The 24,533-nt window shown below is 62.1% G+C and carries 21 protein-coding genes and 3 pseudogenes; 16 read left to right on the forward strand and 8 right to left on the reverse strand.

The features are described 5' to 3' along the window. Nucleotides 1–34 precede the first annotated feature (34 nt). Nucleotides 35–979: a choline ABC transporter substrate-binding protein gene (gene choX / locus C4Q26_RS13335; RefSeq protein WP_104883168.1), complete on the reverse strand. Its 945-nt coding sequence runs from the start codon at nt 977–979 to the stop codon at nt 35–37. 147 nt (nt 980–1,126) lie between these two features. Here choX and C4Q26_RS13340 point away from each other — a divergent pair, with 147 nt between their 5' ends. Then, the gene (locus C4Q26_RS13340; RefSeq protein WP_023382783.1) at nt 1,127–2,071 is read left to right on the forward strand and encodes a GlxA family transcriptional regulator; all 945 of its coding nucleotides are present in this window, start codon (nt 1,127–1,129) and stop codon (nt 2,069–2,071) included. Nucleotides 2,072–2,126: 55 nt separating this feature from the next. On the opposite strand, the gene C4Q26_RS13345 is transcribed toward C4Q26_RS13340, so the two are convergent. After that, the gene (locus C4Q26_RS13345; RefSeq protein WP_023382782.1) at nt 2,127–2,528 is read right to left on the reverse strand and encodes a lysozyme inhibitor LprI family protein; all 402 of its coding nucleotides are present in this window, start codon (nt 2,526–2,528) and stop codon (nt 2,127–2,129) included. Between the two features lie 286 nt (nt 2,529–2,814). Here C4Q26_RS13345 and C4Q26_RS13355 point away from each other — a divergent pair, with 286 nt between their 5' ends. The 6 genes from C4Q26_RS13355 to C4Q26_RS13380 all read left to right on the forward strand — a co-directional run bounded on the left by C4Q26_RS13355 (nt 2,815) and on the right by C4Q26_RS13380 (nt 10,620). Further along, complete coding sequence (locus tag C4Q26_RS13355) at nt 2,815–3,792, forward strand: dipeptidase (RefSeq protein ID WP_023382781.1); 978 nt, start codon at nt 2,815–2,817, stop codon at nt 3,790–3,792. 77 nt (nt 3,793–3,869) lie between these two features. Further along, nucleotides 3,870–4,400, forward strand: coding sequence for a DUF5943 domain-containing protein (locus C4Q26_RS13360; RefSeq protein ID WP_023382780.1), 531 nt, complete (start codon nt 3,870–3,872; stop codon nt 4,398–4,400). 15 nt (nt 4,401–4,415) lie between these two features. Further along, nucleotides 4,416–6,476 carry a dimethylglycine demethylation protein DgcA gene (dgcA, locus tag C4Q26_RS13365; protein ID WP_023382779.1) on the forward strand — a complete coding sequence of 687 codons (2,061 nt, stop codon included), beginning with the start codon at nt 4,416–4,418 and terminating at the stop codon, nt 6,474–6,476. Between the two features lie 178 nt (nt 6,477–6,654). Then, entirely contained in the window at nt 6,655–8,607 is a 1,953-nt protein-coding gene (gene dgcB / locus C4Q26_RS13370; RefSeq protein ID WP_023382778.1) for a dimethylglycine demethylation protein DgcB, read from the forward strand. Next, nucleotides 8,607–9,839, forward strand: a complete 1,233-nt coding sequence (locus tag C4Q26_RS13375; RefSeq protein ID WP_023382777.1) for an electron transfer flavoprotein subunit alpha/FixB family protein — start codon at nt 8,607–8,609, stop codon at nt 9,837–9,839. Before dgcB ends, C4Q26_RS13375 begins: the two co-directional genes overlap by 1 nt. Before the next feature lie 10 nt (nt 9,840–9,849). Beyond that, nucleotides 9,850–10,620 carry an electron transfer flavoprotein, alpha/beta-subunit-like protein gene (locus C4Q26_RS13380; protein ID WP_023382776.1) on the forward strand — a complete coding sequence of 257 codons (771 nt, stop codon included), beginning with the start codon at nt 9,850–9,852 and terminating at the stop codon, nt 10,618–10,620. 40 nt (nt 10,621–10,660) lie between these two features. On the opposite strand, the gene C4Q26_RS13385 is transcribed toward C4Q26_RS13380, so the two are convergent. After that, nucleotides 10,661–10,879, reverse strand: a complete 219-nt coding sequence (locus tag C4Q26_RS13385; RefSeq protein WP_104883169.1) for a cold-shock protein — start codon at nt 10,877–10,879, stop codon at nt 10,661–10,663. A 799-nt stretch (nt 10,880–11,678) separates the two neighbouring features. Between C4Q26_RS13385 and C4Q26_RS28770 the strand changes: the two are divergent. Then, nucleotides 11,679–11,810, forward strand: a pseudogene (locus C4Q26_RS28770) (RHS repeat-associated core domain-containing protein); the annotation flags it as partial. Between the two features lie 3 nt (nt 11,811–11,813). After that, nucleotides 11,814–12,452, forward strand: coding sequence for a hypothetical protein (locus C4Q26_RS28775; RefSeq protein ID WP_347176217.1), 639 nt, complete (start codon nt 11,814–11,816; stop codon nt 12,450–12,452). Between the two features lie 76 nt (nt 12,453–12,528). Here C4Q26_RS28775 and gbcA read toward each other — a convergent pair whose 3' ends face one another. Beyond that, nucleotides 12,529–13,821 (reverse strand): glycine-betaine demethylase subunit GbcA, encoded by a 1,293-nt coding sequence (gbcA, locus tag C4Q26_RS13395; RefSeq protein ID WP_023382773.1) that lies wholly within the window; start codon nt 13,819–13,821, stop codon nt 12,529–12,531. A gap of 294 nt (nt 13,822–14,115) precedes the next feature. Between gbcA and gbcB the strand changes: the two genes are divergently transcribed. Then, on the forward strand, nt 14,116–15,216 hold the full coding sequence (gene gbcB, locus C4Q26_RS13405) for a glycine-betaine demethylase subunit GbcB (protein WP_023382772.1): 1,101 nt from the start codon (nt 14,116–14,118) through the stop codon (nt 15,214–15,216). A gap of 76 nt (nt 15,217–15,292) precedes the next feature. Here gbcB and C4Q26_RS28780 read toward each other — a convergent pair whose 3' ends face one another. Beyond that, complete coding sequence (locus C4Q26_RS28780; protein WP_371919397.1) at nt 15,293–16,165, reverse strand: methyl-accepting chemotaxis protein; 873 nt, start codon at nt 16,163–16,165, stop codon at nt 15,293–15,295. A gap of 30 nt (nt 16,166–16,195) precedes the next feature. Next, nucleotides 16,196–16,918 (reverse strand): annotated as a pseudogene (locus C4Q26_RS28785) (MCP four helix bundle domain-containing protein); the annotation flags it as partial. Between the two features lie 273 nt (nt 16,919–17,191). Between C4Q26_RS28785 and C4Q26_RS13415 the strand changes: the two are divergent. The 4 genes and pseudogenes from C4Q26_RS13415 (at nt 17,192) to C4Q26_RS28795 (ending at nt 19,840) form a co-directional block, all read left to right on the forward strand. Then, on the forward strand, nt 17,192–17,422 hold the full coding sequence (locus C4Q26_RS13415) for a hypothetical protein (RefSeq protein ID WP_023382770.1): 231 nt from the start codon (nt 17,192–17,194) through the stop codon (nt 17,420–17,422). Beyond that, on the forward strand, nt 17,419–17,721 hold the full coding sequence (locus tag C4Q26_RS13420) for a cell division protein ZapA (RefSeq protein WP_023382769.1): 303 nt from the start codon (nt 17,419–17,421) through the stop codon (nt 17,719–17,721). Before C4Q26_RS13415 ends, C4Q26_RS13420 begins: the two co-directional genes overlap by 4 nt. Nucleotides 17,722–18,085: 364 nt before the next feature. Next, a pseudogene (locus C4Q26_RS28790) lies at nt 18,086–18,928 on the forward strand (cache domain-containing protein); the annotation flags it as partial. A 207-nt stretch (nt 18,929–19,135) separates the two neighbouring features. Then, nucleotides 19,136–19,840: a methyl-accepting chemotaxis protein gene (locus tag C4Q26_RS28795; protein WP_371919603.1), complete on the forward strand. Its 705-nt coding sequence runs from the start codon at nt 19,136–19,138 to the stop codon at nt 19,838–19,840. Nucleotides 19,841–19,978: 138 nt separating this feature from the next. Here the strand turns inward: C4Q26_RS28795 and C4Q26_RS13430 are convergent, their stop codons facing one another. Next, nucleotides 19,979–20,470, reverse strand: a complete 492-nt coding sequence (locus tag C4Q26_RS13430; protein WP_023382767.1) for a hypothetical protein — start codon at nt 20,468–20,470, stop codon at nt 19,979–19,981. 155 nt (nt 20,471–20,625) lie between these two features. Then, entirely contained in the window at nt 20,626–21,666 is a 1,041-nt protein-coding gene (locus C4Q26_RS13435) for a low specificity L-threonine aldolase (RefSeq protein ID WP_104883171.1), read from the reverse strand. Between the two features lie 340 nt (nt 21,667–22,006). On the opposite strand from C4Q26_RS13435, the gene C4Q26_RS13440 reads away from it, so the two are divergent. Then, nucleotides 22,007–23,260: a serine hydroxymethyltransferase gene (locus C4Q26_RS13440; RefSeq protein WP_023382765.1), complete on the forward strand. Its 1,254-nt coding sequence runs from the start codon at nt 22,007–22,009 to the stop codon at nt 23,258–23,260. Between the two features lie 14 nt (nt 23,261–23,274). Next, the gene (locus C4Q26_RS13445; protein WP_023382764.1) at nt 23,275–24,525 is read left to right on the forward strand and encodes a sarcosine oxidase subunit beta family protein; all 1,251 of its coding nucleotides are present in this window, start codon (nt 23,275–23,277) and stop codon (nt 24,523–24,525) included. The last annotated feature ends 8 nt before the right edge of the window (nt 24,526–24,533 follow it).

Here is a 24,533-nt window from a genome sequence, read left to right on the forward strand (position 1 = left end):
CTGTAGGCGCGAGCTTGTTGGCGAAGAGGCCGGATCAGTTGGCGCTGAGCTTGAGGTTCTCGGCAGCTGGCTGGCCGTCGAAGGTGGTCACACCCTCAAGCCAGCGGGCCTTGTCTTCGGGGTGGTCCTTGAGCCACTGGCGGGCCGATTCCAGGGCGTCCTTGTGGTCGAGCAACGGCTGCATCATGCGGCTCTCGTCCTCGGCACTGAAGTTCAGGTTGGTCAGCAGGCGGTGGGCATTGGGACAGCGTTGGGCGTAGTCTGGCGCCGTGACCGTCCACACCGTCGCCCGGCCTTCGTCAGGGCCCAGGGCATCCTGGCTGTCGCCCAGGTAGGCCATCTCGATGTTCACATTCATCGGGTGCGGCGCCCAGCCAAAGAACACCACCGCTTCCTTGCGCCGTACGGCGCGGTCGACAGCGGCGAGCATGCCTGCCTCACTCGATTCGACCAGCTGGAACTTGCCCAGGCCGAACTGGTTCTTGGTGATCATCGCCTTGATCTGGGTATTGGCGCCGGAACCCGGTTCGATGCCATAGATCTTGCCGCCCAGTTCTTTCTCGAACTTGTGGATGTCGGCGAAGGTTTTCAGGCCTTTGTCATAGAGGTATTTCGGCACGGCCAGGGTGGCGCGGGCGTCCTCCAGGCTTGGCTTGTCCAAGACCTTGACCTGGTTGGCATCGACGAACGGGGTGATGGTTTGGGTCATGAGCGGGTTCCAGTAACCCAGGAACATGTCCAGGCGCTTGTCGCGGATACCGGCGAAGATGATCTGCTGCGAGGCGCTGGTCTGCTTGGTCTGGTAACCCAGCCCATCGAGCAGCACCTGCGCCATGGCGCTGGTGGCGATGACGTCGGTCCAGTTGACCACGCCCAGGCGCACGTCCTTGCAGACGGCGGGTTCGGCGGCGAATACGGGGCTTGCAAGGGTGGTGCTCAGAGCGAGGGAAAACAGGCTGCGGCGGATCAAGCTGTGCATGGTGGCTCTCCAACGGCAGTGCATATTGTTATAGGGGCCGGTCTCTCTGGACCGTGTGTTTAAGCTACGCGGGTGGCACACTGGAAAATCGCACGCTGGCGACTCACACTTGCACCCTGGCGACCTGTCCTCATCAGAGAAACCTCGATGTCGCAAACTATCCAGTTCCTCCTGCTTCCAGGCTTTTCGGCCATGGGCTTCATCAGCGCCTTGGAGCCGCTGCGCGTGGCCAACCGCTTCCGTGGGCCACAGTACCGTTGGCAGGTGCTGAGCCTGGACGGCGGGGCGGTGCAGGCGAGCAACGGTATGTCGGTCAACGCCGATGGCGCGTTGGGCGATGAGCCGCACGGGCAGATGCTGCTGGTGGTCGCAGGCTTCGATCCGTTGGCCAGTTATGGCCATGGCTTGCAACAAGCGCTACGTCGTCTCGACCACGAGGGGGTGATTCTGGGCGGCATCGATACCGGCGCGATGGTATTGGCCGAAGCGGGCCTGCTGGATGGGCATCGGGCGACCTTGCATTGGGAGGCGCTGGAGGCTTTCAAGGAGCGTTATCCACGGTTGCAGGCGACGCAGGAGCTGTTCGAGATCGACCGCCGAAGAATTACCTGCGCGGGTGGCACGGCGTCGATCGACCTGATGCTCGACCTGATCGGCCAGGCCCATGGCAGCGAGTTGGCGGTGCAGGTTTCCGAGCAGTTCGTGCTGGGGCGTATCCGTCCGCGACAGGATCACCAGCGCATGCAGATCGCCTCCCGCTACGGCATCAGCAACAAGAAGCTGGTGAAGGTCATTGGCGAGATGGAGCGCAACACCGAGCAGCCGCTCAATACCCAGGTGCTGGCCGATGCCGTGCAGGTGACCCGGCGGCAGCTCGAGCGGTTGTTTCGCCTGTACCTGAACGACACGCCCAGTGGCTTCTATTTGCGGCTGCGCTTGGACAAGGCGCGGCAGTTGTTGCGTCAGACCGACATGAGCGTGCTGGAGGTCGGCGTGGCATGCGGGTTCGAGTCTGCGTCGTACTTTACCCGCTGCTACCGAACGCGGTTCGAGCGCTGCCCGCGGGAGGACCGGTTGGCTCGGGTGGTCTGAGGTCTTCCTGCGCTGGCCTCTTTGCGGGGTTGCCCGCGAAGAGGCCGTTACAGGGCTACTGCTGACCGATGGATTGCAGGTACTCCGAGCGGTCATCGCTGCGCTGTGCAACGCAGGTATCCCAGGCCGCCTGGAACGCTTTGCTGCCGGGTTTCTCGGCATAGGTTTCGACCTTGCAGTCGGCATCGCGCAGCTGCGTCCACAGTTTTTCGGCGGCATCCATGCGCCCGACCAGGGCTGTGGCCTTGTCGCCTTCATCGGCATATTGGTCGCGAATGCGCTGAATCAGGTCGTCATACGCCGACTTCAACTCGCGCTCGGCGGTCTGTTTATTGAACGCCGCGCAAGCGAAGGCCTGCTGGTCGCTCTCGACGTTATCGCAGGGCGTGCTTTCTTCCTCGCCGGCCTGGGCGCCCATCGCAAAGGCCATCAGAACCAGCCATGCCATTGATTTCATCCGTTATCTCCTCGAACCGGCTGACGAATCGCCGCGATTCTCGCTCAGCCCACGTCTGTGCGGTAGCTCCCTGACGAAATGTTCATAAACGCCTGGCGAATGTCGTTATCGAGACTGGCTCTCATCGGCGGATGGCGCGCCAGAGCGTGCCATGTCGCGCATTGACGCTTTCGGCAAACCCCCTGTCGTTTTTGCATCGGGGCGCCTCGGGGCACAGGCATATGCTGGCTCCAAAGCGCCGGCACAAGGTTTGGCGCGAGCCAACTCGATAAAAGGGGACAGCCTGATGAGCCCAGCCGAACTTCACGCCGACAGCATCGTCATCGACGGTCTGATCATTGCCAAATGGAACCGCGAGCTGTTCGAGGACATGCGCAAGGGCGGGCTGACCGCGGCCAACTGCACGGTGTCGGTGTGGGAGGGCTTCAAGGCCACCGTCGATAACATCGCCGCCAGCCAGAAGCTGATCCGCGAGAACAGCGACCTGGTAATGCCGGTACGTACCACCGCCGACATTCGCAAGGCCAAGGAACTGGGCAAGACCGGCATCCTCTTCGGTTTCCAGAACGCCCATGCGTTCGAAGACCAGATCGCCTACGTCGACGTGTTCAAGCAGCTGGGCGTGGGCATCGTGCAGATGTGCTACAACACCCAGAACCTGGTTGGCACCGGCTGCTACGAGCGTGACGGCGGCCTGTCGGGCTTCGGTCGCGAAATCGTCGCCGAGATGAACCGCGTCGGCATCATGTGCGACCTGTCCCACGTGGGCTCCAAGACCTCCGAGGAAGTCATCCTCGAATCGAAAAAGCCGGTCTGCTACTCCCACTGCCTGCCTTCTGGCCTGAAGGAGCACCCGCGCAACAAGTCGGACGAAGAGCTGAAGTTCATCGCCGACCACGGCGGCTTCGTCGGCGTGACCATGTTCGCACCGTTCCTGGCCAAGGGCATCGACTCGACCATCGACGACTACGCCGAGGCCATCGAGTACACCATGAACATCGTCGGCGAAGACGCTATCGGTATCGGTACCGACTTCACCCAAGGCCACGGCCAGGATTTCTTCGAATACCTGACCCATGACAAGGGCTACGCCCGTCGCCTGACCAACTTCGGCAAGATCATCAACCCGCTCGGCATTCGCACTGTCGGCGAGTTCCCCAACCTCACCGAAACCCTGCTCAAGCGCGGCCACTCCGAGCGTGTGGTGCGCAAGATCATGGGCGAGAACTGGGTCAACGTCCTCAAGGATGTCTGGGGCGAGTAAGCCGCTCTCCAAGCCTGATAGCCCCTGCCAGCAACGCCGGGGCACCCACATAAAAATTTTTATGGAGTTGAGTTTCCATGGCCAAGATCGCCCCGCAATTGCCAATCGAAGTCGACAGCGAGACCGGTGTCTGGACCAGCGACGCCCTGCCGATGCTGTACGTGCCGCGCCATTTCTTCGTTAACAACCACATCGGCATCGAGGAAGTGCTGGGCGCCGAAGCCTACGCCGAGATTCTGTACAAGGCCGGCTACAAGTCCGCCTGGCACTGGTGTGAAAAAGAAGCCGAATGCCATGGCCTGGAAGGCGTCGCGGTGTTCGAGCACTACATGAAGCGCCTGTCCCAGCGTGGTTGGGGCCTGTTCGAAATCCAGGACATCGACCTCGACAAAGGCACCTGCAGCGTCAAGCTCAAGCACTCGGCGTTCGTGTACGTCTATGGCAAGTGCGGCCGCAAGGTCGACTACATGTTCACTGGCTGGTTCGCCGGTGCCATGGACCAGATTCTCGCCGCCCGTGGCAGTTCGATCCGCACCGTGGCCGAGCAGGTCTACGGCGGTTCGGAAGAAGGTCACGATGACGGCCTGTTCGTCGTCAAGCCGTTGTAAGTCGGAGAGAGCGTCATGGCATTCGAAGCAATGTTCCAGCCGATCCAGATCGGCAAACTGACCATCCGCAACCGCGTGCTCAGCACCGCGCATGCCGAGGTCTACGCCACCGACGGCGGCATGACTACCGACCGTTACGTGAAGTACTACGAAGAGAAGGCCAAGGGCGGCATCGGCCTGGCCATCTGCGGTGGCTCGTCGGTGGTCGCCATCGACAGCCCGCAGGAGTGGTGGTCGTCGGTGAACCTGTCCACCGACCGGATCATCCCGCACTTCCAGAACTTGGCCGACGCCATGCACAAGCATGGCGCCAAGATCATGATCCAGATTACCCACATGGGTCGTCGTTCGCGTTGGGACGGCTTCAACTGGCCGACCCTGATGTCGCCGTCGGGCATCCGTGAACCGGTGCACCGCGCTACCTGCAAGACCATCGAGGTGGAAGAGATCTGGCGCGTGATCGGCAACTACGCGCAAGCTGCGCGTCGTGCCAAGGAAGGTGGTCTGGACGGCGTCGAACTGTCGGCCGTGCACCAGCACATGATCGACCAGTTCTGGAGCCCTCGGGTCAACAAACGTACCGACGAATGGGGCGGTACCTTCGAAGGCCGCATGAAGTTCGGCCTGGAAGTGCTCAAGGCCGTGCGCAAGGAAGTCGGCGACGACTTCTGCGTGGGCATGCGTATCTGTGGCGACGAGTTCCACCCTGATGGCCTGAGCCACGAGGACATGAAGCAGATCGCTGCCTACTACGACGCCACTGGCATGATCGACTTCATCGGCGTGGTCGGCTCGGGTTGCGACACCCACAATACCCTGGCCAACGTCATCCCGAACATGAGCTACCCGCCGGAGCCGTTCCTGCACCTGGCGGCGGGCATCAAGGAAGTGGTCAAGGTCCCGGTGCTGCACGCGCAGAACATCAAGGACCCGAACCAGGCCACGCGTATCCTGGAAGGCGGCTACGTGGACATGGTCGGCATGACCCGCGCCCATATCGCCGACCCGCACCTGATCGCCAAGATCAAGATGGGCCAGGTCGACCAGATCAAGCAGTGCGTCGGTGCCAACTACTGTATCGACCGTCAGTACCAGGGCTTGGATGTACTGTGCATCCAGAACGCCGCGACTTCCCGTGAATACATGGGCGTGCCGCACATCATCGAGAAGTCCACCGGGCCCAAGCGCAAGGTGGTGGTGGTCGGTGCCGGCCCTGCCGGTATGGAAGCTGCGCGTGTCGCCGCCGAGCGTGGCCACGACGTGACCGTGTTCGAGAAGAAAGACCAGATCGGCGGGCAGATCACCATCGCCGCCAAGGCGCCGCAGCGCGACCAGATCGCCGGTATCACCCGCTGGTACCAGCTGGAGTTCGCCCGCCTGAAAGTCGACCTGCGCCTGGGCACTGCCGCTGACGTGGATGCCATCCAGGACCTGCGTCCGGACATCATCGTCCTGGCGGTGGGCGGCCATCCGTTCGTCGAACAGAACGAGCACTGGGGCGCTGCCGAAGGGCTGGTGGTCAGCAGCTGGGACGTACTCGACGGCAAGGTCGCGCCGGGCAAGAACGTGCTGGTGTACGACACCATCTGCGAATTCACTGGTATGTCTGCCGCGGACTTCCTGGCCGACAAGGGCAGCCAGGTGGAAATCGTCACTGACGATATCAAGCCGGGTGTCGCGATGGGGGGGACCACCTTCCCGACCTACTACCGCAGCATCTACCCGAAAGAAGTGATCATGACCGGCGACATGATGCTGGAAAAGGTCTACCGCGAGGGTGACAAGGTGGTGGCGGTGCTGGAGAACGAGTACACCGGCGCCAAGGAAGAACGGGTGGTCGACCAGGTGGTGATCGAGAACGGCGTGCGTCCTGACGAGCAGCTGTACTACGCGCTCAAGGAGGGTTCGCGCAACAAAGGCCAGATTGACATCGAGGCCCTGTTCGCGATCAAGCCGCAGCCGATCCTCAGCCAGCCGGGCGAAGGTTACCTGCTGTATCGCATCGGTGACTGCGTGGCCCAGCGCAACGTGCATGCTGCGATCTATGACGCCCTTCGCCTGTGCAAGGACTTCTGATCGCTCCGCCTCTCTAGAGGCGGACTGGCCCCCCTGTAGGAGCGCGTTCGCTCGCGATGGCGGCAGCCCTGGCAACCAGGTTGTCTGATCGGTCGCTATCGCGAGCACGCTCGCTCCTACAGGGGTCCGCGCCGACCTTCAGGGCGGCGCAAGAATTCAGCTGTTGTGGGAGCCTCCCATGTTGAACACCCTTCTACCCATCCTGCTGTTCGCTGCCCTTGGCCTGGCAGTGCTCGGCGCCCTGCGTCGCGTGCGCATGTGGCGGCGTGGTCGGGCCGCCAAGGTCGACTTGATCGGCGGCCTGCTGGCCATGCCAAGGCGCTACCTGGTGGACCTGCACCATGTGGTCGAGCGCGACAAGTACATGTCCAAGACCCACGTCGCCACCGCGGGCGGCTTCGTGCTGTCGGCCGTTCTGGCGATCCTTGTGCATGGCTTCGGCCTGCAGAGCAAGATTCTTGGCTATGCCTTGCTGGTAGCCACGGTGATCATGTTCAGCGGCGCCATCTTCGTCTTCAAACGCCGTCGCAACCCACCCGCACGCCTGTCCAAGGGCCCGTGGATGCGGCTGCCCAAGAGCTTGCTGGCGTTCGCCGCGAGCTTCTTCATCGCCACCTTGCCAGTCGCTGGCATCCTGCCGGCCGATACCGGCGGCTGGGTCATGGTCGCGGTTCTGGGCCTGGGCGTGCTGTGGGGCGTGTCGGAGCTGTTCTTCGGCATGACCTGGGGAGGCCCGATGAAGCACGCCTTCGCCGGGGCTTTGCACCTGGCCTGGCACCGGCGCGCAGAACGCTTTGGCGGTGGCCGCTCCACCGGCCTCAAGCCGCTGGACCTGGAAGACCCCAACGCACCGCTGGGCGTGGAAAAACCGGTGGACTTCACCTGGAACCAGCTACTTGGCTTCGATGCCTGCGTGCAGTGCGGTAAATGTGAAGCGATGTGCCCGGCGTTCGCCGCCGGTCAGCCGCTGAACCCGAAAAAACTGATTCAGGACATGGTCATCGGCCTGGCCGGTGGTACTGACGCCCAGTTCGCGGGCAGCCCGTATCCGGGCAAGCCGATCGGCGAACACGGCGGCCACCCGCACCAGCCGATCGTCAACGGCCTGGTCGACGCTGAAACGCTGTGGTCGTGCACCACTTGCCGCGCCTGCGTCGAGGAATGCCCGATGATGATCGAGCACGTCGATGCCATCGTTGACATGCGCCGCCACCTGACCCTGGAAAAAGGTGCGACCCCCAACAAAGGCGCCGAGGTGCTGGACAACCTGATCGCCACCGACAACCCGGGCGGTTTCAACCCTGGCGGGCGCATGAACTGGGCGGCCGACCTCAACCTGAAGCTGCTGTCGGACGTGAAAGCCACCGAGGTGCTGTTCTGGGTCGGCGACGGTGCCTTCGACATGCGCAACCAGCGCACCCTGCGCTCGTTCGTGAAAGTGCTCAAGGCCTCTGGCGTGGACTTCGCCGTGCTCGGCCTGGAAGAGCGCGACAGCGGTGATGTGGCGCGGCGCCTGGGCGATGAAGCGACCTTCCAGCAGTTGGCCAAGCGCAACATCCAGACCCTGGCCAAGTACAAGTTCCAGCGCATCGTCACTTGCGACCCGCACAGCTTCCACGTACTGAAGAACGAGTATGGCGCGCTGGGCGGCGAGTACCAGGTGCAGCACCACAGCACCTACATCGCCGAGCTGATCGCCGCGAACAAGCTCAACCTCGGCCAGCACAAGGGCGGCAGCGTCACCTATCACGACCCATGCTACCTGGGGCGCTACAACGGCGAGTACGAAGCCCCGCGCGCGGTGCTCAAGGCGCTGGGTATCGAAGTGCGCGAGATGGAGCGTTCGGGCTTCCGCTCCCGCTGCTGCGGCGGTGGTGGTGGTGCGCCGATCACTGACATCCCTGGCAAGCAACGTATTCCGGACATGCGCATGGACGATATCCGCCAGACCGAAGCCGAGCTGGTGGCGGTTGGTTGCCCGCAGTGCACGGCAATGCTCGAAGGCGTGGTCGAACCGCGTCCACAGATCAAGGACCTCGCCGAGTTGGTAGCCGATGTGCTGATCGAAGAGGAAACCCCTGCAAGCGCAAAGTCGCAAGCGGCCAAACGTGAACCTGCGGAGGTGCACTGATGAGCGACATCATCCGCCGCGACCCACGCGCCGAGTGGATCGCCCGTAACCGTCTGCATCCGCTGCACGCGGCGATGCAGACGCAGCAGACCAGCTGGATGGGGCCCAACGGCCTCATCCGCAAGAACCCCCATGCCATTGCCGCAGGCTTCATCGGCCCCCATGGCATCAAGCGCATCGACCGCAGTGGCGCCCAGCAGGGCACTGGTGTGGGCGGGCGCCGCGCCGCCGCCGCGCAAGTGCAGCTGCCGCTGCACCAGGTGCCGGCCCCGGCGTTCTACATCGCCGTGGTTCCAGACATGGTCGGTGGTCGCCTGAGCAGCCACGACCGTGACCTGCTTGGCCTGGCCCATAGCCTGGCCGGCAGCGACGGTGCGGTGCTGGCGATCGTGTTTGGCGAGCACAAGGAAAGCAACTTTTCCACAGCCGGCGTCGACCGCTTGCTGGTCATCGAAGGCGAGCAGTACCAAGGTTATGCGCCGGAACAACTGGTACAAGCCCTGCGCGCTGTGGATAACCAATTCACCCCGCGCCATTGGTTGCTGCCCGACAGCCGCACCGGGGGCGGCGAACTGGGGCGGCGTCTGGGCGCGACGTTGGGCGAGCGCCCGGCAACGCGGGTCTGGCAGGTCAAGGACGGCCAGTGCATCGGCCGCGCCGGTGCCGGTCAGCAGGACCTGCAACGCAGTGTGCCTCGGTTGATCCTGGCCGCCGCGGAGTGCGCCGAGCCGGTCAGCGAAACCCGTCACGAAGCCTTGCCGGTGGAGTTGTCCACAAGCGTTGCGCGCAGCCTGTCGCGTATTGAAGACCTGGGTTCGGTCGCGGTCGATCCGGCCACCATCGCCATGGCCGAGGCCGAGTTCATCGTCTCGGGTGGGAATGGAGTCAAGGACTGGGACCTGTACCACAAGGCCACCGCAGCGCTCGGTGCCACCGAAGGCGCCTCGCGGGTGGCGGTGGACGACGGCTTCATGCCGCGCAACCGTCAGGTGGGTGCCACGGGTACCTGGGTAACCGCGCGGGTCTACGTGGCGGTGGGTATCTCTGGTGCGATCCAGCACCTGCAGGGCATCGGTGCCTGCGACAAGGTGGTGGCGATCAACATGGACCCTGGCTGCGACATGATCAAACGGGCGGACCTGTCGGTGATTGGCGACAGTTCGGCGATTCTCAAGGCACTGATCGAGGCTGTGGACAACTTCCGCAGCGGCGGCCAGCGCGACGCGGCATAAGGGCACGAGCATGAGTACGAAAGTCATCAGCCTGGTTTCCATCGGTGCCCACCCAAGCTCCGGCCGCGCCCGTCGCGCCGAGCAGGACGCCCGAGCCGTGGAACTGGGTTTGCAACTGGCTGGGGATAACTTGCAGGTGGTGCACGCAGGTGACCCTCGTGAGGAAGCGCTGCGTGCTTACCTGGGCATGGGGCTGGATCACCTGGATGTGCTGGAACAGCCTGCCGGCGCCGATGTGCTGGGAGTGTTGAGCGACTACCTGCGTGACGCAGGGGCCCAAATGGTATTGACCGGAAGCCAGGCCGAGACGGGTGAAGGTTCGGGCATGCTGCCGTTTCTGTTGGCTGAGAAGCTGGGTTGGCCGCTGGTGGTAGGGCTGGCCGAAGTCGAATCCATCGAGAACGGTACTGCCCAGGTACTGCAAGCGCTGCCGCGTGGTCAGCGACGCCGTTTGAAGGTACGCCTGCCGCTGCTGGCGACTGTGGATAACGCCGCACCTAAGCCCCGTCAGAGCGCCTTTGGGCCAGCGCGCCGGGGCGTGTTGGCGGCGCGCAATGTGGACATCCTCGAGGATGAACTGCTGGCGGACGCCGAGCTGCAACCGGCGCGGCCACGTCCAAAGCGGCTGAAGGTGATCAAGGCCAAGAGCGGAGCCGACCGGATGAAGGCGGCGACGGCCAAGGCCAGCGGTGGTGGGGGCAAGGTGTTGAAGGACGTTTCGCCGCAGGAAGGGGCCGAGGCCATCCTCAAGTTGCTGGTGGAGGAGGGGGTCTTGCGCTGAATCCAACGGCCCTGTCGCCGGCTTCTCGGCGATAGGGCCTTCAAGGCTGTTCCCGTATGACATTGAACGCCCAACAAACGACTCCCTCTATCACCGGCTCGAACGATACCCGCTCTCCCTCCTGCAGGCTGCCCTGGCCACCCTCGATGATCGCAAGCTGAGTCACGAAGTAATCCACCTCTTCCTCATCGCTGCTGATAACACCCATCCCATGGTCTTCGTGGAACCACTTCACGGTACCCAGCAGACGATTGTGCATAAGTGCGCTCGCAGTGATGCCTTAATAGTGGCATCCACTTCATCACGCCCCTCCCAGGAGCGAAACTGGCAGAAATACCAGGTGAACCGCAATTTTGCCCACGGAATCTGTTCGCCAAGGTGTGGATAAAGTGTTGGTGCATGGCTATGTGCCTTTGATCATGCGCCTTTCAGAGATTAGATCAAAAAATGATCAGCCTTCAGCGAGTGTGCTTGAGTCGTGATTCGCGGCATTGACCTGATTTTGCCCACAATCCCTGTTAGCCGGTCTGTGGATAATATGTTCGCCCATCCCTGGATGCGGTGAAATCAAAGGGCTTCATGGAAACGATCATTTTTTGTCCAAATTCTCCTGTTACGCACACAAGCCACTGATTTCGGGAGTTCTAGACACTTTTCCACATCCCTTTTCGGCTGAACTGCTGTTTCCCACATTCTTTGTTGGTTGCTCTGTGGACAATGTGTTCGCAGAGGCTTCCAGGCCTTTGTTTACAGTGCCTGTAGAGGTTTGATCAGAAAATGATCAAACACACGGTCGTATGACGAGAGGTAGACGCGCGTTGTCTTTGTACTTGGGTTGTGGGTAAGTCTGTGAGTAAGAGGCTTCACACCTATCATTTTTGCTAGTTTTCAGCCGCTTCGAACTCCACTAGGTTGGGCACAACCATTCTCTGGAGCCTGTCACCATGAGCTTTGTGCAGTTGTTGGCGACTGATCGGCAGCATTCGGTCCTCAATGGTGCGCAAAACCAAGCAAGAGCCTATACAGCCTATGGATCGACTGCCGCCCAGGGTGGGCCAATGAGTGCATTCTGTGGGGAGCCCAGAGATGAGCTGACAGCTTGCTACCACTTGGGCAATGGGTATCGTCAATTCAACCCAGCGATCATGCGTCTCCACTCGCCGGATTCACGCAGCCCCTTCGGTGAGGGGGGGGTGAACAGCTACGCCTATTGCGCGGGCGACCCGGTGAACAAATATGATCCGACAGGTCGCGTTCTGGAGTGGATCCCTGTGGGCACTCAGGCATTTTCCAGCCTGTCGACGGCGCTTGCCGCTGGCAATCGTAGGGCGCTGGTCGTGACTAAACAGCGGGTGCAAAGGGCACAAGGTGAGACGGTGAGCCAGGCGCCCTTGCTCCCCGAGCTTGCGGACAGTCTGATCGGTTACGCCGCAGCGCCCATGGGGGCTGTCGCCAATGTCACCCGAAATGTCCTCCAGACCCCCTCATCCCCTGCAGCGTCATTGGCAGGGCAGCTCGCCTGGGCCGGGGCCGCAAGCAGTGGTTTTGTCGCAGTGGGGACCAATTTGCACAGTTACCAGACATTTAGAACCTGGACTGCGCTGGCTGACCAGCACGGAATAAATAGATGGAGCGTAGCGATAGAGGCCATGGGCCAGGTGCTTCTCCCTTCTTTCGTGCGAAGGGCGGCCTTGCAGGCAGGGATCAGAACAGGGAAGGCGGCACTGGATACGGTGCACTGGGCCTATCGACTACCAGGGGCCGCGCTGGCCAGGCAGGTTTCTCGTGCAGATGAGGATGTGTTGAACAGCGTGATGGTTAGAAGCCGCTGACCGGGTCGGTGTCGTACCGTCCGGCGGGGCCCGGGTTGACCGCGCCTCGCCCAGTGTGGGCGAGGCGCGGCATCGATCACTGTGCCTGAACTTCCTTCAGATACGGCGCAGGCTCGGCCCCCAGATTGTTCAGCAACCGCTGACTGTACCAATCGATGAAGTTCACCACGCCGAACTCATAGGTCTTCGAATACGGCCCAGGCTGGTAGGCGGTGGAGTTGATCCCGCGCTGGTTCTCTTCCGCCAGACGGCGGTCCTGGTCGTTGGTGGCGTCCCATACCTTGCGCATCTGCTCAGGGTCGTAGTCCACGCCTTCCACGGCATCCTTATGCACCAGCCACTTGGTGGTGACCATGGTTTCCTGGGCACTGATCGGCCACACGGTGAACACGATCATGTGGTCGCCCATGCAGTGGTTCCACGAGTGCGGCAGGTGCAGGATGCGCATCGAGCCCAGGTCCGGGTTCTTGATGCGGCCCATCAACTTCTTGCACGCCTGCTTGCCGTCCATGGTCATGGACACGGTGCCCTTGAGCAGCGGCATGCGCACGATGCGGTTACGCAGGCCATGGCTCTTGTGCAGGTACGGGATCTTCTCGGCTTCCCAGGCAGCGGCGGAGGCGGCCACGTGGTCCTTGAAGGCCTGGTCGGCGCGTGGGTCGTTGGTGTCGTCCCATTCCAGCAGGGTTTTCAGCAGCTCAGGGTGGGAGCCGTTGCAGTGATAGCACTCGCGGTTGTTTTCCAGCACCAGTTTCCAGTTGGCTTTTTCCATCAAGGTGGTCTGCACCGCCACCTTGGTGTTTTCCATGTCGTACGGTTCCATGTAGTGGTCCAGGGTGGCCAGGAACTCGTCGATGGCGGGTGGGTTTTCCGCCAGGCTGATGAAGATGTAGCCACCGGCGACCTTCACATTCACAGGCTTGAGGCCGTACTGGTTCATGTCGAAGTCGGCGCCCATTTCGGTGCCGGCGAACAGCAGGCGGCCGTCGAGCTCGTAGGTCCACTGGTGGTAAGGGCAGACCAGCTTGGCCACCTTGCCTTTTTCGCTGGTGCACAGACGCGAGCCGCGGTGACGGCAGACGTTGTGGAAGGCATGCACTTTGCCCTCGGCACCGCGGATCACGATGATCGGGTTCTTGCCGATCTGCAGGGTCAGGAAGTTGCCCTTGGTCGGGATCTCGCTGACAAGCCCCGCGATCAACCATTCCTTGTGGAAGATCTCCTGCATGTCGATCTGGAACAGACGCTCGTCGTTGTAGAACGGCTGGGGCAGCGAGAAGGTGCGCTCGCGGGTCTGCAGCATCTCGGCGGTGGCCTTGCGTGCAGGTTCCAGTGGATCGCCCAGGCTCAGTGTTGCGGTGACGTCCATCGTGTATTCCTCGGGGCCGTGTGCGGCCGGCAAAAGGTGGCTAATCGTTGTTGTGGTGCCGCAAGGCTGCTCGTCAAGAAACAGCATGTTGTTTTGCCGTGGAGTGTGCGTCCGAAGACGTCAGCAACCGTATCCATGGGCGACATGGCCGATTCGAATTCCGACGCGCCAACCCTTGTAGTGCGCGGCTGGTCGCGATAAGCACGCCGATGTCGCTGGCAGGAATGTACGTCGCCTTCAGCTTGCGCATTATCCAAGCCATAAAAGGCCAATAGTCGGCCGCTGGAGATGAACATGTCCGATACCTTCCTCAATCCGGTCACCACCCAGACCTGGGCCAACGGCCGCCACATCGTGCGCTGCGTCAAGGTCATCCAGGAGACCTGGGACGTGCGCACCTTCTGCTTCATGGCCGACCAGCCGATCATGTTCTTCTTCAAGCCAGGGCAGTTCGTCACCCTGGAGCTTGAAATCGACGGCAAGCAGGTAATGCGTTCGTACACCATCTCCAGCTCGCCATCGGTGCCCTACAGCTTCTCGATCACCGTCAAGCGCGTGCCGGGGGGGCTGGTGTCCAACTTCCTGCACGACACTATGCACGAAGGCCTTGAGGTGCCGGTGCACGGCCCTGTCGGGCTGTTCAACGCCATCGACTTCCCCGCGCCGAAAGTGCTTTACCTGTCGGGTGGCGTGGGCATTACCCCGGTGATGTCGATGGCGCGCTGGTTCTATGACACCAACGGCAATGTCGACATGGTGTTCGTCCACAGCGCCCGTTCGCCCAAAGACATCATCTACCACCGCGAGCTGGAGCAGATGGCGTCGCGCATCCCTAACTTCAGCCTGCACATCATTTGCGAGAAGCATGGTTTGGGCGAGCCGTGGGCGGGCTACCGTGGTTACCTGAACCAGCGGCTGATGGAGCTGATCGCCCCTGACTACATGGAGCGCGTGGTGTTCTGCTGCGGGCCGACGCCATACATGAGCGCGGTCAAGCGCATGCTCGAAGCGGTGGGCTTCGACATGAAGAACTACCACGAAGAGTCGTTCGGCGCCACGCCGCCAGAGGCCAAGGCCGATGCGGTCGAACATGCCGAACAGGCCGCCGACGCGCCGGAACTGGACGCATCGGACCTGAACCTGGTGGAGTTCGTCGGCAGCGACAAGAGCATCCGCGTCGCGCCGGGCGAAACAGTGCATGCGGCGGCGGCAAAGGTCGGGCTGATGATTCCCAAAGCCTGCGGCATGGGCATCTGTGGCACCTGCAAGGTACTCAAGCTCGGTGGCGAAGTGGAGATGGAGCACAACGGCGGTATTACCGAGGAAGACGAAGCCGAAGGCTACATCCTGTCGTGCTGCAGTGTGCCGAAGGGGGATGTACGGATCGAATACTGATCCGAAATGGCTGGCTCCTGCACCCTTTTGTGCAGGAGCCGGCTTGCTGCGATGGGCCGCGAGCGGCCCCGCTTTCTCAGGTGCGGAACCGCGCCACCAGTCCATTCAAATCCACTGCAAGGCGCGACAACTCCGCACTCGCCGCACTGGTCTGATGCGCTCCTGTCGCGCTTTGTACCGACAGGTCATTGATGTTGACCAGGTTGCGGTCCACTTCCCGCGCCACCTGGGCCTGCTCTTCCGCCGCGCTGGCGATCACCAGGTTTCGCTCATTGATCTGCGCCACTGCGCCGGCAATGGTATCCAGCGCCATACCGGCGCCACGGGCGATGTTGAGGGTGGACTCGGCGCGTTCGGTGCTGGTGCGCATCGACGCCACGGCCTCGTCGGTACCGCCCTGGATGCTACCGATCATGCGCTCGATTTCGCTGGTCGATTGCTGGGTACGATGGGCCAGCGCCCGCACTTCATCGGCCACCACCGCGAAACCACGGCCAGCTTCACCGGCGCGGGCGGCCTCGATGGCGGCATTGAGCGCCAACAGGTTGGTCTGGTCGGCCAGGCCCCGGATCACATCCAGCACCTTGCCGATGTCGCGTGATTGCTCGGCCAGGTGGGTGATCAGCTTGGCAGTGGCCTGCACATCGCCGCTCATGCGTTCGATGGCACCGACCGTCTCCATCACCAGGTCGCGGCCATCGCCTGCCGAACGGCTGGCCTCGCTGGAGGCTTCCGAAGTGCTGACCGCATTGCGCGCCACTTCTTCCACTGCGCTGGTCATCTCGGTGACGGCGGTGGCGGCCTGTTCGATTTCATTGTTCTGCTGCTGCAGGCCACGGGCGCTTTCGTCGGTAACGCTGTTCAACTCTTCGGCAGCCGACGCCAGCTGGGTGGCGGAGCCGGCGATCAATTGCAAAGTGTCGCGCAGTTTGTCCTGCATGCGGGCCATGGCACGCAGCAGGCGAGCAGCTTCGTCGGTGCCTTCGGCACGGATGGTGTGGGTCAGGTCGCCATCGGCCACCTGTTCGGCGCACTTGAGCGCTTCCTCGATAGGTTTGACGATGCTGCGGGTCAGTAGAAACGCGCAGAGGAAGGTCAGTACGGTGGCGGCAATCAACAGCCCGACCACCAGGGCGAAGGCGGTGTCGTACTGACTGGCGGCGGTTTCGTTGGTCGCGCGGGTCTGCTCGGTGTTGATCCGTACCAGGGTATCCATGACCTTGTTGATTTGTTCGGAGTTTGCCAACAGATCGCGATTGAGCAGGTCGCGCAGCTCGTCGGTGCGATTGGCCTGGCTCAGGCTGCGCATGCGGGCTTCGAGCTGACGGTACTGATTGAGCAGTTGCGTGTACTGGTCGAATGCGGCCTGTTCATCGGCTGCGCTGATCAGTGGCTCGTAGGCACGACGGGCCTGGTCGATCTGGGCATTACGCTGGTCCAGCAGGGCCAGGGTGTCGCGCTGAGTTTCTGGCTCCCGGTTGGTCAACAGGCGGTACGAGAGGGTACGCAGGCGCAGGTTGAGCGATGTCAGCTCATCGAGGGTCTTGATGCTCGGCACGCTGATGTTCTCGATGGCGACGCCCGCCTGTCGGATGCTGCCCATCTGGATGAGCGAGAAAACACCGAGGCCGAGCATCAGCAGGCCGATCAGCGCGAACCCGAGGAGTGCGCGCGGGGCAATGTTCATGTTGCGTAGGGACATGGGAGAGGGGTCCAGGGAAATGAAGGCGCGGTCCGTGCGACAAAATATGACCTGACAAGCTATCGGACGTGACTGATCGGTCTTGAGTGCGACCGGACAATTATGTGAGGTCGCTAACGGTTTTCCTGACCGGCGGTTGACCCAGGTCGGAACAAGGTGCTGCTTACCCTGTCAATCTGCGCAGGCAATAGCCTTGAAAATCCGATATTTAATGGCGAGGGTTCGCGCTTTTCTTTATCGTGTGCGCCCTTTGCAACAACCCGAGATAGACCTATGTTGGAAGCCTCCCTGAATCAACTCGAGCAACTGGTCAGCGACCTGATGCAGAAAAACGCTCAGCTCACCGAGCAAAATACCGCCCTCGGCCAGCAATTGGCCCAAGCCAAGGAGGAAAACGAGACCCTGCAGCTGTCGCTGATGGAGCAGGAAGAAAAGCACGGTGCTACCGCTGCCCGTATCCAGGCATTGGTTGAGCGCGCCAGCGCAGGTGTCGTCGGCGCATGAGACTGCAAGCGCAGCCGATCAACGTCGTGTCGATCCTTGGCAACGACTATTCGATCAAGGCGCCCGAAGGCCAGGAGGAGACCCTGGCGCAGGCGGTACGGATGCTCAACACCGCCCTGGCCGAGACCAAGCGACAGTACCCGACCCTGATCGGTGACAAACTGCTGGTGCTGGCGGCCCTGAATCTGTGTTCCAAGCAGGTTGAACTGCAACGCGAACACCAGCAGACCCTTGAGCGTACCCAGGCGCAGATCGACGCCACCGTGGACGCGATCGTTCGGACCATTGCCGAGCAATAACTTCTGCACCGACCCTTTGTAGGAGCGGGTTTACTCGCGAATGCGGCGGTGAACGCAACATCGCATTCGCCGGCGAACCCCCTCCCACAAGGCGCAGCAGCTTGCGTCAGATCGCTGGATTAACTGGATACGTAAGTGTATACACTTCCCCCAAAACAATAATTGGTGGGAGAGTGGTGGCATGCGTATCTGGCGGCGCAGTATCCAGTGGCAGTTGATCGCGAGCATGGGCGCGGCCCTGCTGGCGAGCATCCTGGTGGTGGTGGCGATCTATACGGTGGCGGTCAACCGCCTGACCGACCGGTATTTGGTCGACACGGCATTGCCGGCCAGCATCGAAGCCATCCGCAACGACATCGAGCGTATGCTCGGGCAGCCGCTGACCGCAGCGGCCGACATCGCGGGCAACACCCTGCTGCGCGACTGGCTCGCAGCCGGTGAGAACCCCGCCGAAGCGCCCCGTTTCATCGAGTACTTGGAGGCTGCCAAGCAGCGCAACCGAGCCTTCACCACCCTGTTCGCCTCGACCGAAACTGGCCACTACTACAACGAGAAGGGCCTGGACCGAACCCTGAGCCGCGACAACCCCAAGGACACGTGGTTCTATGGCTACATCGACAGCGGCGCCGAGCGCCTGATCAATATCGACATCGACGGCTCCACCGGGGAGCTGGCGCTGTTCATCGACTATCGCGTGGAAAAGAACGGCCAACTGGTGGGTGTGGCGGGCATGGGCCTGCGCATGACCGAATTGTCGAAGCTGATCCATGACTTCAGCTTCGGCGAGCACGGACGGGTCATGCTGGTGCGCAACGATGGCCTGATCCAGGTGCATCCAGAGAACACGTTCAGCGGCAAACGCCAGCTTACGGAGCAGATCGGCGCCGAGGCCGCCAAGGCGGTCATGGCTGCAGGTGACAACCTGCACAGCACCCGCTTCAGCCGTGACGGTGAAGACTACCTGGCCCTGGGCCTGCCCCTGCGCGACTTGAACTGGACGCTGGTGGCCGAAGTGCCGGAAGCCGAGATCTACGCCCAGGCGCGCCAGGCCGTGTGGCTCACCAGCCTGATCGGTGGTGCCGTGGCGCTGGTTTCATTGCTGTTGGTGGTACTGATGGCGCGCGGGCTGGTGCGGCCAATCCGCCAGGTCACTGTGGCATTGGTGCAGATCGGCAGTGGCGGGGGAGACCTCAGCCAGCGCCTGGATGACTCGCGTGAAGATGAGCTTGGCGACCTGGCGCGCGGCTTCAACCAGTTCGTCGACAGCCAGCGCGCACTGATCGGCGAGGTGCTGCGCACCACCGAGCGCCTGCACCTGGCGGTCGGGCAAGTGACCCGGGTAGTGGACAACACCGCCGAGCGCTCGGGGCGGCAGCAGGAAATGACCGAGATGGTCGCCACGGCTGTGCACGAGATGGGCCTGACCGTGCAGGACATCGCCCGCAACGCCGGTGATGCAGCCCAGGCATCGCAGTCGGCTCGTGACGAAGCCTTGCAGGCGCGCGAGGTGGTGCGCCGGTCGATACAGGGCATCGAGGGCATGTCCGGCGATATCGGCAAAGCGGCGGATGCAGTTGCGCAGTTGGCGGATGAAGTCTCCTCTATCGACGAAGTTCTTGCCGTTATCCGCAGCATTTCCGAGCAGACCAACCTGCTGGCGCTGAACGCTGCCATCGAAGCGGCGCGGGCGGGGGGAATGGGCCGTGGTTTCGCGGTGGTCGCCGACGAGGTACGCACGTTGGCGCGGCGTACGCAGGTGTCCACCGACGAAGTCCAGCACATGATCCAGCGCCTCAAGCATGGCGCCGGCATGGCCGTGAGTTCGATGCAGGCCGGGCAGCAGGCGACCGGTAGCGGTGTCGAGTCCAGCCAGCGCACCGGGACATCGCTGGGCGCGATTACCGATCAGGTCGAGCACATCAGCGACATGAACAGCCAAGTGGCCACGGCGACCGAAGAACAGTCGGCGGTGACCGAGGAAATCAATCGGACAGTGCAGGGGATTTCCGACTTGGCCAGGGAGACGGCGGCCGAGGTGCAGGGCTGTAGGCAAGAGTGTCAGGCCTTGCGCGGGTTGACCGATGACCTGGCGCGGCAAATGGGCGGGTTCAAGCTTTAGATTTGTGCTGCGTTCATCGCCGGCAAGCGGTTCCTACAGGTGCTGTCCGCTCTCTGTAGGAGCCTGCTTGCCAGCGATGCTGCCTCGACGACGCAACGAACAGGCCTGCTGTTCGGGCGAAAGCGTAATTCAGTTGTGTCAGAGCGATTCGAGGTTAAGGTTTACAAAGGCGAAACCCTGCTCGCTAAAGTAAGCATATTGATAGAGTTTCACTCGATACTTTTTGCTGCTGAAGGCGATTCTTCGATCCGCTGACTGGGCCAATGTGGTGAGCACGTCATAAACAGTTATTTTATCTTGGATAATGATGCCTTCATTATCGACCGTGAGTGTGAGGCTATTTCCGTTTGGGGTTGGACTGCGTTTTGCAAGTTCAAGTAGAGGCGCGGGTGCCTCGGTGGTTACTCCGCCATTTGTCGAAGTTAGGTTGAGCCTTGTACTCCAGTCTGCCTCCTGCTTTTTTTGTACTTCCTTGAGAATGAAAGTCTGAAAGTCTCCGCCCGTCACATAAGTGAACCAGTCATTGGCGGTCAGGCAGAACAAGGGTAACCCGGCAAACTCATCTAATGTATAGGGGGTATGGTCGATGATGACTAAATTTTTATCGATGTTTTTATTCGCACTTGGCATCTGGCACCTTCCTGTGGGTATTCGGTCACGTCACGAGGCATATCAAAATAGGGCGCCCGTCGGAAAGTGCACAACTGTCAGAACTGCCAGTTGCAGCTTGCAACTAATTAACCGGTATTGAGGCCCGATGTGCCGAGCCTCAATAGTGGGCTCGATCAATGGCCCATGATGGCTCTGATATCCGCCGCCAACGCGCGAACTCTGGCCTCTTCGGTATCCCACGAGCACATGAAGCGCGCCCCACCGTTACCAATGAAGGTGTAGAACCGCCAGCCCTTTTGACGCAGCGCTTCGATGGCGGGTTCCGGCATCTGCAGGAAGACCCCGTTGGCCTCCACCGGGAACATCAGCTCCACCCCAGGCAAATCACTGACCAGCGACGCCAGCAACTGTGCGCAGCGGTTGGCGTGGGCGCCGTGGCGCAGCCAGGCGCCATCCTCCAGCAGCCCGACCCATGGCGCCGACAGGAAACGCATCTTCGAAGCCAGTTGCCCGGCTTGCTTGCAGCGGTAGTCGAAGTCTTCGGCCAGGGCGCGATTGAAGAACAGGATCGCCTCACCGACGGCCATGCCGTTCTTGGTGCCGCCAAAGCACAACACGTCGACGCCGGCCTTCCAGGTCAGCTCGGCCGGCGAGCAGCCGAGGAACGAACAGGCATTGGTGAAGCGCGCCCCGTCCATGTGTAGGTTAAGGCCCAGCTCCTTGCAGGTGGCGCTGATCGCCTTGAGCTCGTCGGGGCGGTACACGGTGCCCACTTCGGTGGCCTGGGTAATGGTGACCACACGTGGCTTGGGGTAGTGGATGTCCTGGCGCTTGAGGGCCACTTCGCGGATCGACGCCGGGGTCAGCTTGCCTGCGATGCTAGGCGCGGTGAGCAGCTTGGAGCCGTTGGAGAAGAACTCCGGCGCGCCGCATTCGTCGGTTTCGACGTGGGCGGTCTCAGAGCAGATCACACTGTGGTAGCTCTGGCACAACGAGGCCAGGGCCAGGGAGTTGGCGGCAGTGCCGTTGAAGGCGAAAAACACTTCGCAGTCGGTTTCGAACAGTTTGCGGAAGTACTCCGAGGCGCGCTCGGTCCACTGGTCGTCGCCGTAGGCGCGTTCGTGGCCATGGTTGGCCTTTTCCATCGCCGCCCAGGCTTCGGGGCAGATTCCGGAGTAGTTGTCGCTGGCGAATTGTTGGCTGTTATCTGGCATGACACGGTCCTGTGAACGACGCAGAACAGCACTCTAAACCATCGCTTCGGCGGTTGCCTATACAAGCTGCGCATCGGTTGATATGTGTGGTGGCCGGGCTGGCCTTCTCGCGGGTAAACCCGCTCCCACAGCGATACCACAGGCCTTCAGCACACCGCACTGGCTGTGGACGCGGGTTCGCCCGTGACAGGGCCGGCATAAACAGCACAACGACGAATGTCGTAAACGCGCCATTGCAAGGCGTGCGCAGGCATCTGAGTCACCCCGGCCAGTCATACCATCGCCATAAAGGGCCACAGTGCCTTACAGACAAGAAACGATCGCTGCCGGGAGAAACAAGATGTTCAGCAAGCAAGACCAGATCCAAGGTTATGACGATGCACTGCTGGCGGCGATGAATGCCGAAGAACAGCGTCAGGAAGATCACATCGAGCTGATCGCCTCGGAGAACTACACCAGCAAGCGCGTGATGCAGGCCCAGGGCAGCGGCCTGACCAACAAGTACGCCGAGGGCTACCCAGGCAAGCGTTACTACGGCGGCTGCGAGCATGTCGACAAAGTCGAAGCGCTGGCCATCGAGCGCGCCAAGCAGCTGTTCGGCGCCGACTACGCCAACGTCCAGCCACACTCTGGCTCCTCGGCCAACGGCGCTGTCTACCTGGCCCTGCTGCAGGCCGGCGACACCATCCTGGGCATGAGCCTGGCCCATGGCGGCCACCTGACCCACGGCGCCAAGGTGTCGTCCTCGGGCAAGCTGTACAACGCCGTCCAATACGGCATCGACACCAACACCGGCCTGATCGACTACGACGAAGTCGAGCGCCTGGCTGTCGAGCACAAGCCGAAGATGATCGTTGCTGGCTTCTCGGCCTACTCCAAGACCCTCGACTTCCCACGCTTCCGCGCCATCGCCGACAAAGTGGGCGCGCTGCTGTTCGTCGACATGGCCCATGTGGCCGGCCTGGTCGCCGCTGGCCTGTACCCGAACCCGATTCCGTTCGCCGATGTGGTCACCACCACCACCCACAAGACCCTGCGCGGCCCTCGTGGCGGCCTGATCCTGGCCAAGTCGAACGAAGAGATCGAGAAGAAACTCAACGCGGCCGTCTTCCCAGGCGCCCAGGGCGGTCCGCTGATGCACGTCATCGCTGCCAAGGCCGTGTGCTTCAAGGAAGCGCTGGAACCTGAATTCAAGGCCTACCAGAAACAAGTCATCGAGAACGCCCAGGCCATGGCCCAGGTGTTCGTCGATCGCGGCTACGACGTGGTCTCCGGCGGCACTGACAACCACCTGTTCCTGGTCAGCCTGATTCGTCAGGGCCTGACCGGCAAAGACGCCGACGCCGCCCTGGGTCGCGCCCACATCACCGTCAATAAGAACGCCGTACCGAACGACCCGCAGTCGCCGTTCGTCACCTCTGGCCTGCGCATCGGTACCCCGGCCGTCACCACCCGCGGCTTCAAGGTTGCCCAGTGCGTGGCCCTGGCCGGCTGGATCTGCGACATCCTCGACAACCTCGGCGATGCCGACGTCGAAGCCGATGTGGCCAAGAACGTCGCCGCCCTGTGCGCCGATTTCCCGGTTTACCGCTGAGGGAGTAACCCACCATGCAACGTTATTCGGGCTTCGGCCTCTTCAAACACTCTCTCAGCCACCACGAGAACTGGCAGCGCATGTGGCGCACGCCGACCCCTAAGAAGGTCTACGACGTGGTCATCGTCGGCGGTGGCGGCCACGGCCTGGCCACGGCCTACTACCTGGCCAAGGAGCACGGCATCACCAACGTGGCGGTAGTCGAGAAGGGCTACCTGGGCGGCGGCAACACTGCCCGTAACACCACCATCGTGCGTTCCAACTACCTGTGGGACGAGTCGGCGCACCTGTACGAGCACGCCATGAAGCTGTGGGAGGGCCTGTCCCAGGACCTCAACTACAACGTGATGTTCTCCCAGCGCGGCGTCTACAACCTGTGCCACACCCTGCAGGACATGCGTGACTCCGAGCGTCGTGTCAGCGCCAACCGCCTCAACGGCGTGGATGGCGAGCTGCTCAACACCGCCCAGGTCGCGGCCGAGATCCCGTACCTGGACTGCTCGAAGAACACCCGTTACCCGATCCTCGGCGCGACCGTTCAGCGCCGTGGCGGCGTGGCCCGTCACGACGCCGTGGCCTGGGGCTTCGCCCGTGCCGCCGATGCCCTGGGCGTGGACCTGATCCAGCAGACCGAAGTGATCGGTTTCCGCAAGGAAAACGGCGCGGTCATCGGCGTGGAAACCAACAAGGGCTTCATCGGCGCCAAGCGCGTCGGCGTGGTCACCGCCGGTAACTCCGGGCACATGGCCAAACTGGCCGGCTTCCGCCTGCCGCTGGAATCGCACCCGCTGCAAGCACTGGTGTCCGAGCCGATCAAACCGATCATCGACAGCGTGATCATGTCCAACGCCGTGCACGGCTACATCAGCCAGTCCGACAAGGGCGACCTGGTGATCGGTGCGGGTATCGACGGCTGGGTCGGCTACGGCCAGCGTGGTTCTTACCCGATCATCGAGCACACCCTGCAAGCGATCGTCGAAATGTTCCCGAACCTGTCCCGCGTGCGCATGAACCGTCAGTGGGGCGGCATCGTCGACACCACCCCGGATGCGTGCCCGATCATCTCCAAGACCCCGGTCAAGAACATGTTCTTCAACTGCGGTTGGGGTACCGGCGGCTTCAAGGCCACCCCGGGTTCGGGCAACGTCTTCGCGGCGAGCCTGGCCAAGGGCGAGATGCACCCGCTGGCTGCGCCTTTCTCCATCGACCGTTTCTACAACGGCGCACTGATCGACGAACACGGCGCTGCTGCCGTCGCCCACTAACCGGAGAC

It is taken from the genome of Pseudomonas sp. SWI44, assembly GCF_002947915.1.
Lineage (GTDB): Bacteria > Pseudomonadota > Gammaproteobacteria > Pseudomonadales > Pseudomonadaceae > Aquipseudomonas > Aquipseudomonas taiwanensis.

Excerpts from the sequence above, each read along its gene's own strand:
- C4Q26_RS13385 (WP_104883169.1), bottom strand. The coding sequence starts at position 10,879 with ATGCACAATCGTCTGCTGGGTACCGTGAAGTGGTTCCACGAAGACCAT.
- C4Q26_RS13340 (WP_023382783.1), top strand. The coding sequence starts at position 1,127 with ATGTCGCAAACTATCCAGTTCCTCCTGCTTCCAGGCTTTTCGGCCATG.
- C4Q26_RS13420 (WP_023382769.1), top strand. The coding sequence starts at position 17,419 with ATGAGACTGCAAGCGCAGCCGATCAACGTCGTGTCGATCCTTGGCAAC.
- C4Q26_RS13430 (WP_023382767.1), bottom strand. The coding sequence starts at position 20,470 with ATGCCAAGTGCGAATAAAAACATCGATAAAAATTTAGTCATCATCGAC.
- choX (WP_104883168.1), bottom strand. The coding sequence starts at position 979 with ATGCACAGCTTGATCCGCCGCAGCCTGTTTTCCCTCGCTCTGAGCACC.
- C4Q26_RS13440 (WP_023382765.1), top strand. The coding sequence starts at position 22,007 with ATGTTCAGCAAGCAAGACCAGATCCAAGGTTATGACGATGCACTGCTG.
- C4Q26_RS13435 (WP_104883171.1), bottom strand. The coding sequence starts at position 21,666 with ATGCCAGATAACAGCCAACAATTCGCCAGCGACAACTACTCCGGAATC.
- C4Q26_RS13360 (WP_023382780.1), top strand. The coding sequence starts at position 3,870 with ATGGCCAAGATCGCCCCGCAATTGCCAATCGAAGTCGACAGCGAGACC.
- C4Q26_RS13380 (WP_023382776.1), top strand. The coding sequence starts at position 9,850 with ATGAGTACGAAAGTCATCAGCCTGGTTTCCATCGGTGCCCACCCAAGC.
- C4Q26_RS13445 (WP_023382764.1), top strand. The coding sequence starts at position 23,275 with ATGCAACGTTATTCGGGCTTCGGCCTCTTCAAACACTCTCTCAGCCAC.
- dgcB (WP_023382778.1), top strand. The coding sequence starts at position 6,655 with ATGTTGAACACCCTTCTACCCATCCTGCTGTTCGCTGCCCTTGGCCTG.
- gbcA (WP_023382773.1), bottom strand. The coding sequence starts at position 13,821 with ATGGACGTCACCGCAACACTGAGCCTGGGCGATCCACTGGAACCTGCA.
- dgcA (WP_023382779.1), top strand. The coding sequence starts at position 4,416 with ATGGCATTCGAAGCAATGTTCCAGCCGATCCAGATCGGCAAACTGACC.
- C4Q26_RS13355 (WP_023382781.1), top strand. The coding sequence starts at position 2,815 with ATGAGCCCAGCCGAACTTCACGCCGACAGCATCGTCATCGACGGTCTG.
- C4Q26_RS13375 (WP_023382777.1), top strand. The coding sequence starts at position 8,607 with ATGAGCGACATCATCCGCCGCGACCCACGCGCCGAGTGGATCGCCCGT.
- C4Q26_RS28780 (WP_371919397.1), bottom strand. The coding sequence starts at position 16,165 with ATGGCCCGCATGCAGGACAAACTGCGCGACACTTTGCAATTGATCGCC.
- C4Q26_RS13415 (WP_023382770.1), top strand. The coding sequence starts at position 17,192 with ATGTTGGAAGCCTCCCTGAATCAACTCGAGCAACTGGTCAGCGACCTG.
- C4Q26_RS28795 (WP_371919603.1), top strand. The coding sequence starts at position 19,136 with ATGGGCCTGACCGTGCAGGACATCGCCCGCAACGCCGGTGATGCAGCC.
- gbcB (WP_023382772.1), top strand. The coding sequence starts at position 14,116 with ATGTCCGATACCTTCCTCAATCCGGTCACCACCCAGACCTGGGCCAAC.
- C4Q26_RS13345 (WP_023382782.1), bottom strand. The coding sequence starts at position 2,528 with ATGAAATCAATGGCATGGCTGGTTCTGATGGCCTTTGCGATGGGCGCC.